The following is a 16,912-nucleotide window of genomic DNA, read 5'->3' on the forward strand; positions in this document are numbered from 1 at the left end:
CATGCAGGAATATTTCGCGCGCGTGGCGCGAGGCGTCATATAGCCGTAGCTCAGGCGGCAACAGGCGTGTGGTGTTCCCGCTTGCCGGCATGGTGCTTGACGGTCTGCCGGTGCGCGCCGGACGCCGAATCTGTCCGGTACGATGCGAACCGCACCTTGACGCGATGCGAACGCGCGAGCATCGAATGGTGATGATGCGGCCGAGCGCTTGCGTAATAGGGCGGCTCGACGACCGGCGTTTCGTCGCCGTTCAGCCATCGGCGTATCGTGACGAGATCGGTGGAGCGGCCCCATGATGTTTGCGAGCCGAGCAGCGCAATCATCACCTGGCCATTCGGCATGTTCGCATCGACCACGATGCAGCGCCCCGCCTCGCGGATGTAGCCGGTCTTTGCGACCAGAACGTCCCAATCGGCTGCGCGGACTATCGGGTCGGTGTTGTGATAGAACCTCGTCCTCGTGCCGATCTCCTCTTCATAGCGGGGAAGCGTCGTGTATTCGCTGATCAACGGATAGTGCGCCGCGGCTTCCGCCATCTTCGCGACGTCGCGTGCCGTCGAGAGATTGTCCGGCGAGAGCCCGGTTGGATCGTCGAAGTGCGTATTGGCCATATGCAGCGCGTGCGCCTTTTCGTTCATCTTCTGGATGAACGCAGGCTGGCCGCCCGGGAACGCACGCGATAGCGCGGACGCCGCGCGGTTCTCGGACGACATGAGCGCAAGGCGCAGCATCTCTCCCCGTTCGAGTGACGCACCGATCGGGATGCGGGACCCCGAGTGCTTGAGCCGATCGATGTCGTCATCGTCGACGGTCACCGTGTCTCCCAACGACTGGGCGCTGTCCAGCACGACCATCGCCGTCATCAGCTTGGTGAGCGACGCGATCGGCTGGACGTCGTCGGCGTTCTTTTCCAGCAGGACTTCGCCGCGCCCGACGTCGTAAACGATTGCGCTACGTGAATAGAGGAATGGCGTTTCGGCCCACGCGACGAACGGCGCAGAGGCGAGCAGTAGCGCGCTGAGGAAGTTCTTCATGGCGTTCACACCTTGGGACAGCAATCAGGTGATGGCGGGTCCAACGTGCAGGATTGTCCCCAACAACTCAACTGTAGTTGCTCATTGCAGGGATGAGTGTGTGAAAGAGGAAGGAATTTTTTGTCCCTGGAAGACCAACGATGAGGCCTGACGCTGGTCCGGCGAAGCCTGCTGAAATAGCGGACGGATGTCCGCGCTCTCGGGGCCGATCCAATCAATGGCCTCGAACGCGCTTGGGCCACCTACCGGTTCAGGAAAACCGCTCCCTGGCATGTGCGATATACGCCACCTCCCGTCTGGGAGCGCTTTGCTCGGCTTCGAGCAGCGCAATTTCAGCCCGTGACACATCAAACAGCGCCTTGACGGCGGCCCCCCACTTCATCGTCACGATCCGGCCGTGGTCGTCAGGAAGGCCTCAAGCGTCCCACGTTCGGATTTGATCCGATGCAGTCTAATGTCCGCCTGGCAGCGCCGTCAATTCATCCTCGCCGACGCCCGGCGAAGGTGAATCCTTCGCGATCGTGGCCGTCCACTTCCGCAAACGGGCTAGCGCGGCCCGTGCTGCTGGATCCTGTCCGAAGTTCAGGATCTCTTCCCAAGGCGTGTCTGCGTTCGGTTCGGGCAAGGTGTTCAGGATCATTCGGATCACCGTCGAAGGGCCCGACTCAACGGGTGAGTCCTCCACACCGGTCGCAACGCGGCGAACGTTCCCAATGGCACGCTCTCCGGCGTACGCTTCGTCCAACGGCTCGACACCGCTGGCGGTATGCCACTAACTGCTTCCTGCCCCGCCGGGCACGCGATGGCGCGCTTTCCGTATTTCGCGCGATACGTGTTTTTTAAGTGATCGGCAGAATCTCTCGCGCCTGCCAGAGCTGTTCGCGCGAAGCGCGAAACAGTTCCACGGACCGGACGTGGGCACCGGACCGCTGCCCGACAAGTCGATCTTGCGACGACGGGCTGCAGTCGACCCGTTGCCGCCCTTCGACCCCGCGCGACCTCAGGGGCAGGTTTCAAGGTGAAACGGTCATTCGTGCAGTCGCGTCGGCCGGCAAGTGCTCGGCCACTGCGGTCGGTTGCGGATTACGATCAAGGGCCCTTGGCACTCGTGCTGTTTAATATGATCTTGGGCGCTCGCCGTCGCAATGTGATGGCAGCCGCCACGCTCATCCGCCCAGCGCAATGATCACCATGGTCAGCGCGACGCCGAGGGCCACCATCGCGAATCCCGCTATCCATCCGCCGAATCCGGCATGGCGGCCCAGCGCGATGCCTGCACAGAACAACATTGCCAGCGTAAGCACACGCGAAACAATCAAGGCAGTTGAGGTGTCCTTGAACAGGACGAACGGCAATGCAACCGGGAAGGTCGAGCAGACTACGATGACAAAAATTCCCATCGCGCCGATAAAATCATCGAGCACTAGCCGCGGACGATTGGGCAGGGTCGTCATGGCGACAATACGCGCCCGAATAAGCTCAAGTTCTGTATCGACAACCAGACTTTTCATCAACTTCGGCAACGCGTCGCGGAGCGCGCTAACTCCGGCGGCCGCGTCCGGTTCGTTTTTAACAGTCAGCGCAAGCGTGAGCCGCCTGCCGCGATTCGTAAGGGTGCGTACGAGAAACATTACAGCATCGGCGAGCCCCCACGCGAGATTGCAGCCAAGTGCCGTGTACAGCATTTTTCGTCCGGCATCTTCTCCGGCCGTGGCGGCCGACACAGCTCCCACGAAAGTCAGCGCCATGAACAAGCCGAAGCAAAATTCCGAAACCCGATCGATGGTATCGAGGACTGGCTCGCGCGTTTCGACATCTTCCTGATGCGTCAAACCGGTAGCGTGCATGAGCCCCCCTATCGCAGTTAGCACATGATCATGCTCATTACCGCCGAGCCGGCACGCATGGTTCAACACCAGGTCCCCGGCGAATGTCGCGGGATCAGGCGTGACCTTCTTGCGCCGATCGGGGCGCAACCGCACCTGGGAGGTGCCTCGGCGCGCCACGTTTGTCAGTATGGTCCGGCGCGATGGTCAACGGGCCGAGAGCCTCTGGGCGTGGTCGCGACAGTCATCGGATTGGCTGATTCGAGAGTAGATTCATTCAGCGTACGGCGCTCCACATGATCACATGTATTGGTCCAAAGTCGTATTGCCGCTTTTCGGGCTGGCGCCTAGATTATGAAAGGATCTCCAGAAATTACCGTAGGTCAGCGTGCGCATGGAGACACAGGAATGGCGAAGACCGAGGCAAAAAAAGACCGGCCCCCGGAAGACGAGCCGTTGTCGTACAAGGAGTACCGGAAGGAGTTGCTCCGGCTGCACGTTGAACTGGTCAAGCTCCAGGAATGGGTGGTGCAAACGGGCAGCAAGGTCTGCATTGTCTTCGAGGGACGCGATGGTGCAGGCAAGGGTGGCACCATCAAGGCGATTACCGAGCGCGTGAGCCCGCGCATATTCCGCGTGGTTGCGCTGCCTGCGCCATCCGAACGCGAGAAGAGCCAGATGTACGTGCAACGCTACCTACCGCATTTGCCGGCTGCAGGAGAAGTGGTGATCTTCGACCGCAGTTGGTACAACCGTGCGGGAGTCGAGCGGGTCATGGGTTTCTGCACCGAGGACGATGTCGCGCATTTCTTGAGGGCGGTGCCGCTGATCGAGCAGGCAATCATCGATTCCGGCGTCATTCTGCTCAAATACTGGCTGGAAGTCAGTCAGGAGGAGCAGGCCCGCCGCCTCGAGGCGCGCATCCACGACGGGCGCAAGGTTTGGAAACTGTCCGAAATGGATCTGAAGTCCTATAGCCAGTGGTATGACTATTCGCGTGCGCGCGACGCGATGTTCAGGGCGTCCGACACCACGATTGCCCCGTGGTTCGTGGCAAATTCGAACGACAAACGACGTGCGCGGCTCAATATCATCAGCGATCTGCTCGACAAGATCCCCTATGAAGCCATGCCGCGCAAAAAAGTGACCTTGCCCAAGCGGCAAAAGCCAGACGGCTATGAGGAGCCGGACTATCCGTTTAAATACATAGCCGAGAGGTTCTGAGCTCAGCGGATCACTGCGGATGAAGGCCGTCACCACGCCATTGCGACACGGAATCCGCATCAGGGCATGCAGCCATGCAACACGAACCCGTCAGCAGAGACAATTCCATCGCAACGCTCATCAGCGCCGGAGATGTCGCGCCAGATTCGTTCGCACGACAGCGCCGGGCCGCGGGAGGCCTTCCAATGCAGTTCGGCTGACGCGCGCCATCCTTGATGACATCGCCTTCGGACGGCGCGTTTCACAACTGTCGTGGACAACGCTCATGTTCTGCTCACGCTCCGTAGCCAGATCGCGCGAAAACCTTCATCCGGCAGCGTGCGCGAAAACAGGTGCCTTAACTCTCGGCCATGATCCATGAAGCCAGAACGTCCTCCCCGTCAAAGAAAACTCGGTAGCCAGCAGGGTCGCCGTGCACGGCGGCTTTCAGCGGGCGGCGTCCGCATGCCTTTGCCCGAGTGGCTTAGCGATTTCAGGCAGGAGTGGGCCCGGCCCGATATCATCGCCGGGCTGACCGTGGCCGCAGTCGTTATCCCGAAGGCGCTCGCCTATGCGACTATCGCCGGCCTGCCGGTTCAGGTCGGGCTGTACACGGCCTTTACACCCATGCTGATCTACGCCTTGCTGGGAACTTCGCGCGTGCTCAGCGTAAGTACGACGACAACGATCGCAATCCTGGTCGCGGCGGCGCTCGACGGTGTGGCGTCCGCGAATGATACGGCCAATCTGCTGACGGCTTCGGCGACGCTGACATGCCTGGTAGGGGGGATCCTGATCGTAGCGAGACTGCTGCGGCTGGGCTTTGTCGCGAATTTCATTTCCGAACCGGTGCTGGTTGGCTTCAAGGCAGGCATTGGGATTGTCATTGTCGTGGACCAGGTGCCGAAACTGCTCGGCATCCATTTTCACAAAGGCTCGTTCTTTCACAACCTGTTCGCCATCGCGCAGGGGATTCCGCAAGCGTCATGGGCAACCGTGGCTGTAGGCGCGGTCATGATCGGGCTGCTGGTCGCCATGGAACGTTTACTCCCCCGTGCTCCCGCACCCTTAATCGCGGTGGCGGCCGGGATTGCCGGCGTGAGCCTGTTCGGCCTGTCGGCGTACGGGGTGGCGACGGTGGGCCATGTCCCGACGGGACTGCCTGCCCTCACGCTGCCGGATCTTCAGATGATGATGGCGCTTTGGCCACCGGCGCTAGGCATCGCACTGATGAGCTTTACCGAAACCATCGCGGCCGGACGCGCGTTCGCGGAGAGTGGCGATCCGGTGCCGCAGCCGAACCGGGAGTTGCTGGCAACGGGGCTGGCGAATCTTGGCGGCGCGTTTCTCGGCGCCATGGCCGCTGGCGGGGGGACGACGCAGACCGCCGTGAACCGCCGCTCGGGCGCGCGATCACAACTGTCCGGGTTGGTTACCTCGATAGCCGCGCTCGGCACGATGCTGGTGCTGGCACCTCTCATCGGGCTGATGCCGGAAGCGACGCTGGCGGCGGTGGTCATCGTGTACTCGGTCGGGCTGATCCAACCGGCAGAGTTCCGGGAAATCCTCAAGATACGGCGCACGGAATTCATCTGGGCGCTCGTCGCGTTGGTCGGCGTGGTGCTGGTCGGTACCCTTCAGGGGATTGTCGTCGCCATCATTGTGTCGCTGGTGGCGCTCGCTCACCAAGTGTCAGATCCGCCGGTTCATGTCCTGGGCAGGAAGCCCGGTACGAATGTGTTCCGCCCGCAGTCGAGCGAGCACCCCGGGGATGAGACCTTCCCCGGCATGCTGATGCTGAGGCCGGAGGGGCGGATCTTCTTTGCCAATGCACAGCGCGTCGGCCAGAAGATAAGGCCGCTGATTGCCGCGGCGAAGCCGAAGGTGGTGGCGCTCGATCTTGCGGGAGTATTCGACTTCGAGTACACCGCATTGAAGATGCTGACAGAAGCGGAGAAGAAGTTGCGCGAGGAAGAGGGGGTAACGGTCTGGCTCGTTGGCGTAAATCCCGGCGTCCTTGCGATGGTCCGGCGCTCTCCCTTGGGAGAGACGCTTGGCCGCGACAGGATGTTCTTCAACATGGACATGGCGGTTGCCAAGTATCAGGCCAGTGAGGCAGGTGGCTGACGCCAAAAATGCATATTCAACGGAGCGAAGGGACCAGGCAGACGCTAAACGTCGAGATACGGCGCGCATTCGTAAATGACAGGAGCGCAAAATGGTGCACTTGATGTTGGGGAACATTGAACCTGGTACCTCTGACGACGAGATCCAGGAATTTTTGGTGAAATACGGATTCCCCCGGTACGATGAGATCGAGCACGTCCCTGGAGAAGGATCGCGGCCCGCGGTGGTGCTGACCTTCAATTCGCTCGATCCGGAGACTCTCGGGAAATTACAGCCGCGCATCCATGACCTCTTCTGGAAAAACCGGCGAGTCACCGCGAGGATCGCGAGGGAACGCTATAGGTGAGTCGAACCCGTGAGTGACCGTCCGTAATGGTCGATGACACGACGCGTGTGATTGACGGGCGAAGGTCCGCTGTCTGGGCGTAGCCGACGCTTGAGTGTCCGTCTGAGCGCGCGAGCGAACGGCTGGAGCTGGCCGGTTCATGCCTGACGTGGCCAACGCTGTACGACCCTAAACCGTCATCCGCGTAAGCATTAGTCAGGCATCCCGTTATGGTCACCGAGCGGTCTGGTCGGCCAGTCCGTCCAGCGGTCCGCGCGCGTAAGTTCGTGCGCTTTGTTGAGCGGATACCGGATACGGTTGTCATCGCGCGGACGTTCGCCGATCACCATCAGCCTGACTTCATCTTTGGTATTGTTGATGAAAGTGTGGCAGATGCCGGTGCCTGCCGGAAACGCAACTGAGTCGCCTTCAGCAACAGGATGCAGCACGCCGTCGATCCAGACATCGGGCCTGCCCTGAAGCACATAGACGAACTCCTGCTCGGTACTTTCGGCGTGCGGATATGAAGTGCGCCGACCCGGCAAAAGCCTCACATGATGAATGCCAATCCGCGTAATGCCCATCGCAGCGGAAAGCGGCGCGTCAAAGCCCATCGGCTCGGAATCGCCGCGATAGCAATGCGCATGGGGTTCTTCCAGTTCGGTCCAGTGTTTGATGAAATCCGGGCGGCGCATCGCTTGTTCTCCTTTAGGACGAGCAACGATGATAGCGGGTTGCCGGATATGGAGCAGTTCAACGAGCTGACCCGACAACTGTTCTTCTCGAACAACAACGTCAAGCGCTTCAAGACCCTGGTCAGCATGAGCCGGGGCAAGGTCGGCCTGACGGTGTCGGTCGACCTCGAAGACTAGCGGACAGCCCATCATCCGCCTCTCGCACCGCGTTACATCCGCACGATGTCCAGCAGTGCTTTCTTGCCGCCCTGGTATGAGAACACCGAAATGGCGCCGTGCTTCAGGTCGCCTTGCGCGTTGAAGCTCGTTTCACCGATCACGCCTTGATAGTCGGTCGACGGCATCGCGGCAAGCACCCTGGCGGCGTCGGTTGAATTCGCGCGCTTCATCGCGTCGACGATGATGTACACCGCGTCATAGGCGAACGGCGCATAGACCTGCAACGGCTGATGGAATCGCGCCTCGTACTTGCGCACGAACGCCGCGCCGCCCGGCATCTTTTCGAGCGCCATACCCGCCTCCGAGCAAATCACGTTGTCGGCAGCCGGGCCGGCCAGATTGGGCAGGTCGGTCGAGCACACCCCGTCGCCGCCGAGTATCTTTCCGCGTACGCCGAGTTGCCGCGCCTGTCTGGCGAAAGGGCCGCCCGTTGCGTCCATCCCACCGTACATGATGGCGTCCGGATTCTCGCCTTTGATCTTCGTGACGATCGCTCGGAAGTCGACGGCTTTATCATTCGTCGCGTCGTGCGACAGCACCCGCAGGCCCGCCGCCTTCGCCGCCTTCTCGAACTCGTTCGCCAGTCCCTGGCCATAAGCGGTCGAGTCATCCACGATCGCAACCGTCTTCACATGCAGACTGTTTGCCGCGTAGGCGGCGAGGGCCGGTCCCTGCTGGGCGTCGGTGGCGACCACCCGGTACGTGGTCTTGAAGCCCTGTTGAGTGTACGCAGGATTGGTCGCCGCCTGTGATATCTCGACAATCCCCCCATCGCTATAGATTCGCGATGCCGGGATCGACGTCCCCGAGTTCAGATGACCCACCACGCCGACAACCTTGTCGTCCGCGAGCTTTTGCGCCACCTGCGTAGCCGTGCGCGGATCACCGGCGTCGTCCTGCGGATCCAGTTGCAGCGTCACACGCTTGCCGCCGATCGACAGCCCCTTCGCGTTGATTTCCTCGACCGCAAGGCGCGCACCGTTCTCGCTATCCTTGCCGAGGTGCGCAATCGCTCCCGTCAGCGGACCCACGTGCCCAATCCGCACGACTTCGTCTGCGTTAGCCTTAAGCGTCATACTCAATAACGTCACGGCCACTGCAATGCGTGCCGCGGACTTCTGATTCATTTGCATGATTGTTTTTCCCAGGAACGTTTTACGCCATCTCGTGTTGTACGCCGGGCCGTTCAGGCTGCCGTCATGCAGGCAACGTCATGCGCCGGCGCTTGAACGTTGCGGCCCATTGCCACGCCATATAGATCTTTCGGATCGAGCGGCGCAGGGATCAACTCCAGCTCGGTGCCGATGTTCCGCCCGGACGAAGCCGCGCTGAGATAGCGCAGCGCCGAAAAATCCTCCAATGCAAAGCCCACCGAATCGAAAACCGTGACCTGTTCATCGGTTTCACGGCCTTTCTCGTCGCCGCGGACAATCTTCTGGAACTCTATGACAGGAAAGTCAGCGGACAATTGCTGGATATCGCCTTCGATACGCGTCTGAGGTTCGTATTCGACAATGACGCGCGCGCGACGCAGTATGTCCGCATGAAGCTCCGTCTTGCCCGGGCAGTCTCCGCCTACCGCATTGATATGCATGCCCGGTTCGATCATGTCCGGCGTGAGTATCGTTGCGTTCGTCTTGTCGGCCGTGACGGTGGTCACGATATCGGCGCCGCGCACGGCGTCCGCGGCGGAATTCGCCCTGACGACGCGCAAAGTCCTGAACGGCGCAAGGTTGCAGATGAGCTTGTCAGTCGCGGCCTCGTCGACATCGAACACGCGGATTTCTTCGATGCCCAGCATGTCGTGGAAAGCAAGCGCCTGAAATTCACTTTGCGCGCCGTTGCCGATCAGCGCCATCGAACGCGAATCGCGGCGGGCAATGAAGCGCGCAAAGAGCGCCGACGTCGCGGCCGTGCGTATTGCGGTCGTCAATGTCATTTCGCTCAGCAGCAACGGATAACCCGTATCGACATCGCACAGCACGCCGAACGCCATCACCGTCAGCAAGTCCGCCTTCGTATTCTTCGGATGGCCATTCACGTACTTGAACGAGTACAGTCGAGCATCAGAAGTCGGCATCAGCTCGATCACACCGTCCGTTGAGTGACTCGCCAGTCGCGCGGTCTTCTCGAAGGCATCCCAGCGCCGGTAGTCCTGCTCGATGTACGAAGCCATCGTCCTGATTACGTTGGCGATGCCGACCTCCGACACCAGTTTCGAAACATCCTTCACGTCTATGTATCGCGTCATGCCAGTTGCTCCTTTGTTAGCGGTCGACGCATGCATCGAACCGATTACGCGCGCCCTTCAAAACCGAGCAGCACGTTTACCGCGTTAATGCCGATTTCGTCGACCATGTAGCCGCCCTCCATCACAAACAGCGTGGAGACGTTGAATTTCGCAATTGCCTCGCCGATGCGCAGGAAGTCCGGCGTGCGCAGGCTGAAGTGGCTGATGGGATCGTCTTCGAATGTGTCGACGCCGAGCGAGACGACAAGCACATCGGGTGCATGGGCGGCAATCGCGCCGCCGGCATCGCGCAGCGCCTGTTCGTAGCCGCGCCAGGCGGTGCCCTTCGCCAGCGGCAGATTGACGTTGAAGCCCTGCCCCGCGCCCGCGCCACGCTCCGACGCGTGTCCGGAAAAGTAAGGGAACGACACGGCGGGGTCGCCGTGAATCGACACGAACAGCACGTCGGCGCGATCGTAGAAAATGTCCTGCGTGCCGTTGCCGTGGTGAAAGTCGATGTCGAGTACCGCGACGCGTTTCGAGCCGTTACGCAGGGCGTGCTGCGCGGAAATGGCCGCGTTGTTCAGATAGCAATATCCGCCCATATATTCGCGGCCCGCGTGATGCCCCGGCGGACGGCACAGCGCGAATGCCGAGCGCGCCCCGGCGGATAGCGCATCGACGCCGGTCAGTGCGCAGTTCGCGCTCGCACGCACGGCATTCCAGGTGCCGGCGTTGATCGGAGATCCGGCGTCCATCGAGAAGAAACCCAGCTTGCCGTCGATAAAGTCGGGCAACTCCACACTGGGCAAGCCGCGTACCGGCCACACGAGCGGCAACGCCTGGCACGTACGCCCCGACGCGGTCCACTCTTCCCAGGCGCCGGCCAGAAAATCGACGTAACGCCGGCTATGCGCGCCGACGTAGTGCTCGCGCCGATAGCGCTTTGGATCGATCACATCGCCGAGCGCTGTTGCGCGCACCTGCGCCAGCACGGTCTCGGCGCGGCTGGGTTGTTCGAACGACGGCGTGATCGCGCCGTCCTTCAGTTCGACGCCGTGATGCAGGCGATGATCGCCGCTGTAGATGGTAAGCATGGTTGACTGTCGCGTTGAAAACAGCCACCAGTTTACGGAGAGGCAGGAGCATTAACTTTGCTTTCGTTTGCGCCAGACCCTACACTTAACGCACAAATTATCTAACCATGATCCAGAATGGGCACAAATCGTTCAAAAGTCGAACTGGATGCAATCGACCGGTCAATGCTGCGTCTCTTGCAGGACGACGCGTCGATGTCGAACGCGGCGTTGGGCGAGAAGCTGTCGCTCAGCGTGACGCCGTGCTGGAGACGGCGCAAACATCTGGAAGACTCCGGCGTGATCACGGGCTACCAAACGACCATCGATCGACGCGCGGTCGGCATGAACCTGTTTGCATTCGTGCATATCGTCTTCAACATGCATTCGGACAAAACGGCGGACGACTTCGAAGCGGTGATTCGCAATCGCCCGGAAGTCCTTTCGTGCCACAAGATCACCGGCCAGGCGGATTACATTCTGCAGGTGGTCGCGACCGACCTCGATGCGTACGGCGAGTTTGTCGAACGAGTGTTACGCAGGCAAGCCGGCATCGCATCGATACAGTCGAGCCTGTCGCTGCGTGAGGTGAAGCTCTCGTCGAAGATACCGATTCCTGAAGCGGACGATTGAACGTGTCGGCCATTAGCCTATGTAATTGGGCGGTCACGAAGATGGTCGGACACTCCTGGAATCGCAGAACCAACTGTGCAAAGGAGGCTGTGATGACTTACTACACCGGGCTGGATGTGTCGCTGCGTTCTGAAAATACGGAATGCCCCGGAACCCTTGCCGGGCGGAAGGCAGCAGGAGTCGAACCTGCCAGAGAGTGTCTGACACCCCCAACTGGGTTTGAAGCCCGGTCTTTTTGCCCGGCCGCCAAGGGTTCTGTGGCTTTAAGAGGAAATTGGACCTTGGTCCAATATAGGCATCCCCACTAACCACCTAGTCTATTGCGTAGGTGAACGTGGTTGAAAGTGCGTTCCGGCACGAGGCGCTCGGAGGAAATCAAGGACCAGGCCATCTCGACAGGAGCGAGGACTCCGGCGCCGCCATTCGCGGATGCCGCCATCGCTCAATACCGGAACCGATTGTTACTGTTACTAGAGGAGAGAGACGTGAACACGAGCAAAGCAGCAGTCTGTCTCATTGGTATCACCCTGTCGGTGTCCTGCCTTGCCGATGCCAACAAGGAAATGAAACCAGCCAAAATGACATGCCAGGACTTCATCGTGATGGATGATGTGTACAAGCCACAGATGGTGTACTGGATGGACGGCTACAACAACAAAGGCAAGCTGCAAACCGAAGATGTCGTCATGGTCGGTCAGGACGAAACCGTTGCCGCTCTGGTTGAGGAATGCAAGGCGACGCCGAAGCAGTCCTTTGCCAAAAAGGTGAAATCTTTCTTTGCGCACGGCAAAACGCCGATCAGCAAGACCTATGCGCACGAGTGACCGAACTGGCGTCGAGAGTGGGTGCGCCGGGAGACCGGCAAGGAGTAAGGGGTGAAAGTCCGGTCCTGTGGCACGAACCCGCCTGTGCCGCTCATGTGACACAGACACCTCGATCGGTCCGAGTTGGTGCAGTTTGTGCTTTGCATTCTCGAACTGCTGGCGTTTCAGCCCACAATCCCGAGCCCACTCACTTCCGTGAGACTGAACGCTATTCCCCCGGCGGCAACAGTGCCAAAAGCAGGCGCCGCAACTCCAGACATTCGCGTGAAGTCAATCGCGCAGTGAGAATGCGCTCGACCTCCTCGACACGTGGACGCAACGTCGCAAGATTTCTCTTGCCTTCGGAGGTAAGGAACAGCACATAGCTACGTTTGTCGACGGGATCGTCCGAGCGTTCGATCAAATCATTGCGAACCATGCGCGCGACGAGATCGGCGATAGTCGAACGGTCCACGTCGAGTTCATCGCCGAGTTGTCGTTGATTTATGCCGGGCGTTTTCTGCAAGATTTCGAGCGCCGCGTACTGGACGCTCGTGATCTCGGTGGAGACTTCGCTGAGCCATACCGCTACGTGGCGCTGCTGGGCGCGGCGTACCAGGCTGCCCGTGAATTTCGAAAGCGCTTCGGGGTAGTCGCGTTTGGTTGGCAATTTCCAGGCGTTTAACGAGAAGGTGTGTTCGTTCGGAAAATGGGCCGCAAAAACGCATGCAATTCGGCGTAGGCGTCCAGCGGAAGTACATGCGCGACGTACTGGTCCGGACGGACCACGACGAGCGCGCCCCGTTCGCGGTCGATGCCGCGCGCATTGAAGATATCAGTCGATGCGTCGCTCGTAAATGCTTTCTCGTAGTCGATGAGGCCGTAGCGGCCCTTGCGCGGCACCAACAACGCATGTAGATCTTCGAGTCGTACTTCGCGATGAGGCCGCTGCAACACCGCACGCAGATCGAAGACGCTATCCGCATCGGCACCTTCTGGCGTGAACAGACGCAAGACAGAATCAGGCGACGTGGCGAGATGTTCGCACAACGCATTGAGCGCGCTTTCGTTCGCGTCCGAAAAAGCGTACAGGCGCCAGCGACCGTCGGCGCGTGCCGTGTGGCCGAGCTGCATCGGTTTCGCATCGGCGAGACGAACGACCGGCGAAGAATGAAAGCGCGTGCCGATGGTGAAGCCGCTGGCGAGCGTTTGATACGTCGATTCGCCTGTCAACGCGCCCGGCCGATATCGCGTCGCGACGCCCGCCGTATAGCGGCCCGCACGCACGAAGTAAGCCTGAAGCTCCGCGGGATCGACACCGCCCGCTTCGGGTCGACTGGGATCTTTCGGCGGCGCGGCCATCATCGCCGACCATTCCTTGTCGAAGTCGATCAGCTCTTGCGCGATGGGCTGGCGTTCATCGGAATACGTGCGCAAAAGGTCGATGCCGGCAAGTCCTTGCAGCGCTGCGCCGAGCTTCCAGCCGAGATTGAAGCCGTCCTGCATCGAAACGTTCATGCCCTGACCCGCTTTCGCGCTATGCGTATGACAGGCATCGCCGGCGATGAATACGCGTGGCTCGCGAGATGTTCCGTCGGCGTCGATTGCGTCGTCAAAGCGATCGGTCAACCGCTGTCCCACTTCATAAACCGAGAACCACGCAACCTCCTTCACGTCAAGCGAATAGGGATGCAGAATCCGCTGCGCCGTCTGAATGATGCGCTCGACCGTGATCTGCCTGATGGCGTCGCGATTCTCAGGCGTGACTTCGCCGAGATCGACGTAAAAGCGCACGAGATAGCCGCCTTCGCGCGGAATGATGAGCAGATTGCCCTTGCTCGCAGATTGAATCGCAGCCTTCAGCCGGATGTCCGGAAAGTCGGTCACGGCGAGCGCATCCATCACGCCCCACGCATGATTGGCGGCATCGCCGCGCAGCGTTTGGCCGATGGCCGAGCGCACGCGACTGCGCGCGCCGTCGCAGCCCACGACATAGCGCGCACGCACGACGACCTCTTCATCGAGTCGCGCTGCGCCCGTGCGACGTAGCGTGACGCGCACCGGATACTCGCCCTCGCTATCGCGTTGCACGTCAACGACTTCGAGATCGTAATCCGGCTCGAGCCGTTGCGCGGAACGGCGCATCACATCGAGCAGATAGTCCTGCACGCGCGCCTGATTGACGATGACGTGCGGGAATTCCGACATACCTGTTTCGGTATCCTGAACACGTCCAGTGCGCTTGATCGCGCCACGGTCATTTGCATCGGGTCGCCAGAAGACCGTCTCGTTGACCCAATAGGCTTCGCGCAACAAGCGGTCGCTCAGGCCGAATGCATTGAACATCTCGACCGTGCGGCACGCGACGCCATCCGCTTGCCCCATCATCAACGGTCCCGAGCGACGCTCGACGATACGCGTCGTGATCGACGTAAACTGCGACAACTGGGCTGCAAGCACGAGCCCGGCCGGACCGCTCCCGACGATGAGCACATCAACCCTATCGGGCATGTCGACGCGAGGCGCGCCATCGGCGGCAGGCTCGATCGTCGGGTCACCGACGCGGAAACCGTTGAGATTAAATTGCATGATGTCTTCCTCCAATCTGTCTCGACCATCTTGATGACGAATATACTCCGTACACAAACTATTTAGAAGCACTTCATGTCGTTATGGATGTTTACCCTGATCTCAGGAGGCGCTTTGCGAATCGCCGTCAATCGGGATCATTTGCCCCGAAATGGAACGCCCGGCATCGGACGCCAGAAAAACAGCGAGCGCCGCGATGTCCGCGGGATCGACGAAATGCCTGATGGACTGATTGGCAAGCGCAGCCGCCTCTTCCTGCGCGACGGTGCGGCCGCTGGCTGATGCGCGTCCCGCCAGCACCTGCTGAATTCGCGGACCTTCCACGGCGCCCGGCAGGATCGCATTGACTCGTATGCCGAATTCGCCCAGCTCACGTGACAAGGTCTTTGCGAATCCGATGAGCCCCCATTTGGTCGTTGCGTACGGACTGCGGTTCGGGTAACCGAAGCGGCCGGCGAGCGACGACATGATGAGAATCACGCCCGCGCCCGATTGCTTCAGGAAAGGGATGGCCTGTTGCGTAACCATGAATGTGCCGGTGAGGTTCAGACGAAGCACAGCTTCCCACGCGTCCGGATCCATCTCCGCGACACTCGCGGTCGGTCCAGCAATCCCCGCGTTGTTGATCAGGACGTCCAATCCGCCGAGAGCGGACGCGGCGTCCGCGACCATGCGCGAAGCCGCCACGCGATCGGCGATGTCGCACACCGATGTCCTGACGCCCGGCAATTGGGCCTGCATCTGTTGAAGCGCTGCTTCGTCGATGTCGCAGACAAAGACGCTCGCGCCCGCAGATACGAATGCTTCCGCGATGGCGCGCCCTATCCCGCCTGCACCCGCCGTCACCAGCACGCGCAGGCCTTTCGATGTGGTCATGAAATCCTCTTTTCTGACTTGGGTCACGCTCGCCGCTCAGTCGCAGGCGGCACGTATGAACTCGGGCACGGGGACGGCCTTCAGCCGTCCATCGTCCTGTTTGATACACAACGCGCGTGTCGCGCGACCCTCGCAGATCAGCGTATCGTTGCGCATGATTCGATGGCTTTGGATAAAGACTTTGCCTCGCCATTCCTCAATGCGGGTATGCACATCCAGACTTTCGCCGTAGGTCGCCGAGGTGTGAAAGCGAGTGTGCACCTCCAGCAGCGGCGCACCGATGCAATGGGGCAGCGTTTGCATCTCCCGCCATGGCGGCAGCCCGCACTGTATAAAATAATCGTGCGAAGCGGCGTCCATCCAGCGCGAGAAGTTCGGAAAAAAGACGATTCCCGCCGGATCGCAATCGCCGAATTGCACGTCGACACGATAGACAGTTTCTTTACTCACGGACCTATGCTCCAGTTTCCAGTCCGACCATTGTGCGTGCATTGCACCCGCAACACTGTCACTGCGGCGACAGTTCGCGTTGACCGCCGGACGAGCGGCCCTGGGAGCAGGGAATGACCAGACAAAAGCGGATGGTCACTGTTTCGCTTACGCTCGACGAACTACTCGCACAGTCGCCGTGGTTCGTCGGGCTGGACGAACCCGTGAAGGCTCGCGTGCGCGCTGACGCGTCGGAGCGCGCCGTCGCCGCAGGTCAGACCCTCGGGCACCACGGCGAACGGCAACATGTGTGGTTCGGCATGCTCGAAGGCCTCATCAAGTGGTCGATCACCGCGCGCGACGGACAGACGGTGACTTTAGGTGGACAATCCGTAGGCAGCTGGTTCGGAGAAGGCACCCTGATTCGCAACGCGCCGCGCGAGTCCGATCTCATCGCGTTGCGCGACAGCCGCGTCGCGCAGATTCCACGCACGACGTTCAACTGGCTGCGCGAGCATCAGCCGTCGTTCAACGAATTTCTGCTGCTCCAGGTCAACGAGCGACTGCACTGGTTCATGGGCGCCGTCGCCGCGCACGGATTGCTTGACACCGACAGTCTTGTCGCACGGGCGCTGGTGGGCATGGTGCAGCCATTGTCGAATCCGGGCGGCGTGGGGCATCTGCCGATGTCTCAGGAAGAACTCGCCAACCTGGCCGCCGTGTCGCGTCAAACCTGCAACAAGGCCATGACCCGCTTCAAGAACGCTGGCCTCGTGCGCACGGAGTACGGCGGCATCGTCGTGCTGGATTTACCTGGGCTTCACGCCTTGGCACGCTAGCGCCGCGT

Annotated in this window: 17 protein-coding genes and 2 pseudogenes; 8 read left to right on the top strand and 11 right to left on the bottom strand. The window is 60.6% G+C overall.

Annotation, left to right across the window (positions count from 1 at the left end):
• Positions 1 to 50: 50 nt before the first annotated feature.
• Entirely contained in the window at positions 51 to 1,034 is a 984-nt protein-coding gene (locus P3T21_RS11155; protein WP_429255994.1) for a D-alanyl-D-alanine carboxypeptidase family protein, read from the bottom strand.
• A gap of 451 nt (positions 1,035 to 1,485) precedes the next feature.
• Positions 1,486 to 1,674, bottom strand: coding sequence for a hypothetical protein (locus P3T21_RS11160; protein ID WP_429255995.1), 189 nt, complete (start codon positions 1,672 to 1,674; stop codon positions 1,486 to 1,488).
• 57 nt (positions 1,675 to 1,731) lie between these two features.
• On the opposite strand from P3T21_RS11160, the pseudogene P3T21_RS11165 reads away from it, so the two are divergent.
• A pseudogene (locus P3T21_RS11165) lies at positions 1,732 to 1,881 on the top strand (DUF3455 domain-containing protein); the annotation flags it as partial.
• A gap of 319 nt (positions 1,882 to 2,200) precedes the next feature.
• Here P3T21_RS11165 and P3T21_RS11170 read toward each other — a convergent pair.
• A complete protein-coding gene (locus P3T21_RS11170) occupies positions 2,201 to 2,881 on the bottom strand; it encodes a hypothetical protein (RefSeq protein ID WP_429255996.1) in 681 nt (226 codons plus the stop codon).
• 387 nt (positions 2,882 to 3,268) lie between these two features.
• Between P3T21_RS11170 and ppk2 the strand changes: the two genes are divergently transcribed.
• The 3 genes from ppk2 (at position 3,269) to P3T21_RS11185 (ending at position 6,536) form a co-directional block, all read left to right on the top strand.
• The gene (ppk2, locus tag P3T21_RS11175) at positions 3,269 to 4,084 is read left to right on the top strand and encodes a polyphosphate kinase 2 (protein ID WP_429255997.1); all 816 of its coding nucleotides are present in this window, start codon (positions 3,269 to 3,271) and stop codon (positions 4,082 to 4,084) included.
• Between the two features lie 444 nt (positions 4,085 to 4,528).
• On the top strand, positions 4,529 to 6,190 hold the full coding sequence (locus P3T21_RS11180) for a SulP family inorganic anion transporter (protein WP_429255998.1): 1,662 nt from the start codon (positions 4,529 to 4,531) through the stop codon (positions 6,188 to 6,190).
• Positions 6,191 to 6,281: 91 nt separating this feature from the next.
• The gene (locus P3T21_RS11185; RefSeq protein WP_429255999.1) at positions 6,282 to 6,536 is read left to right on the top strand and encodes an RNA-binding protein; all 255 of its coding nucleotides are present in this window, start codon (positions 6,282 to 6,284) and stop codon (positions 6,534 to 6,536) included.
• Positions 6,537 to 6,727: 191 nt separating this feature from the next.
• Here P3T21_RS11185 and P3T21_RS11190 read toward each other — a convergent pair whose 3' ends face one another.
• Complete coding sequence (locus P3T21_RS11190) at positions 6,728 to 7,210, bottom strand: cupin domain-containing protein (protein WP_429256000.1); 483 nt, start codon at positions 7,208 to 7,210, stop codon at positions 6,728 to 6,730.
• A 45-nt stretch (positions 7,211 to 7,255) separates the two neighbouring features.
• Between P3T21_RS11190 and P3T21_RS11195 the strand changes: the two are divergent.
• Positions 7,256 to 7,387, top strand: a pseudogene (locus P3T21_RS11195) (AsnC family transcriptional regulator); the annotation flags it as partial.
• A 32-nt stretch (positions 7,388 to 7,419) separates the two neighbouring features.
• Here the strand turns inward: P3T21_RS11195 and P3T21_RS11200 are convergent.
• The 3 genes from P3T21_RS11200 to P3T21_RS11210 all read right to left on the bottom strand — a co-directional run bounded on the left by P3T21_RS11200 (position 7,420) and on the right by P3T21_RS11210 (position 10,756).
• Complete coding sequence (locus P3T21_RS11200; protein ID WP_429256309.1) at positions 7,420 to 8,505, bottom strand: branched-chain amino acid ABC transporter substrate-binding protein; 1,086 nt, start codon at positions 8,503 to 8,505, stop codon at positions 7,420 to 7,422.
• A gap of 110 nt (positions 8,506 to 8,615) precedes the next feature.
• A complete protein-coding gene (locus tag P3T21_RS11205; protein ID WP_429256001.1) occupies positions 8,616 to 9,680 on the bottom strand; it encodes an ornithine cyclodeaminase in 1,065 nt (354 codons plus the stop codon).
• 44 nt (positions 9,681 to 9,724) lie between these two features.
• Positions 9,725 to 10,756: a histone deacetylase family protein gene (locus P3T21_RS11210; protein ID WP_429256002.1), complete on the bottom strand. Its 1,032-nt coding sequence runs from the start codon at positions 10,754 to 10,756 to the stop codon at positions 9,725 to 9,727.
• A 117-nt stretch (positions 10,757 to 10,873) separates the two neighbouring features.
• Between P3T21_RS11210 and P3T21_RS11215 the strand changes: the two genes are divergently transcribed.
• Both P3T21_RS11215 and P3T21_RS11220 read left to right on the top strand, forming a co-directional pair.
• A complete protein-coding gene (locus tag P3T21_RS11215; RefSeq protein ID WP_429256003.1) occupies positions 10,874 to 11,368 on the top strand; it encodes an Lrp/AsnC family transcriptional regulator in 495 nt (164 codons plus the stop codon).
• Positions 11,369 to 11,853: 485 nt separating this feature from the next.
• Entirely contained in the window at positions 11,854 to 12,192 is a 339-nt protein-coding gene (locus P3T21_RS11220) for an HdeA/HdeB family chaperone (RefSeq protein ID WP_429256004.1), read from the top strand.
• A gap of 208 nt (positions 12,193 to 12,400) precedes the next feature.
• Here the strand turns inward: P3T21_RS11220 and P3T21_RS11225 are convergent, their stop codons facing one another.
• The 4 genes from P3T21_RS11225 to P3T21_RS11240 all read right to left on the bottom strand — a co-directional run bounded on the left by P3T21_RS11225 (position 12,401) and on the right by P3T21_RS11240 (position 16,086).
• Positions 12,401 to 12,841 (bottom strand): MarR family winged helix-turn-helix transcriptional regulator, encoded by a 441-nt coding sequence (locus P3T21_RS11225; protein ID WP_429256005.1) that lies wholly within the window; start codon positions 12,839 to 12,841, stop codon positions 12,401 to 12,403.
• Between the two features lie 11 nt (positions 12,842 to 12,852).
• On the bottom strand, positions 12,853 to 14,760 hold the full coding sequence (locus P3T21_RS11230) for an FAD-binding monooxygenase (RefSeq protein WP_429256006.1): 1,908 nt from the start codon (positions 14,758 to 14,760) through the stop codon (positions 12,853 to 12,855).
• 102 nt (positions 14,761 to 14,862) lie between these two features.
• The gene (locus tag P3T21_RS11235) at positions 14,863 to 15,636 is read right to left on the bottom strand and encodes an SDR family oxidoreductase (RefSeq protein ID WP_429256007.1); all 774 of its coding nucleotides are present in this window, start codon (positions 15,634 to 15,636) and stop codon (positions 14,863 to 14,865) included.
• A gap of 36 nt (positions 15,637 to 15,672) precedes the next feature.
• The gene (locus P3T21_RS11240; protein WP_429256008.1) at positions 15,673 to 16,086 is read right to left on the bottom strand and encodes an acyl-CoA thioesterase; all 414 of its coding nucleotides are present in this window, start codon (positions 16,084 to 16,086) and stop codon (positions 15,673 to 15,675) included.
• A 113-nt stretch (positions 16,087 to 16,199) separates the two neighbouring features.
• Between P3T21_RS11240 and P3T21_RS11245 the strand changes: the two genes are divergently transcribed.
• Complete coding sequence (locus P3T21_RS11245; RefSeq protein ID WP_429256009.1) at positions 16,200 to 16,904, top strand: Crp/Fnr family transcriptional regulator; 705 nt, start codon at positions 16,200 to 16,202, stop codon at positions 16,902 to 16,904.
• The last annotated feature ends 8 nt before the right edge of the window (positions 16,905 to 16,912 follow it).

The organism is Paraburkholderia sp. GAS334, assembly GCF_050436625.1.
Lineage (GTDB): Bacteria > Pseudomonadota > Gammaproteobacteria > Burkholderiales > Burkholderiaceae > Paraburkholderia.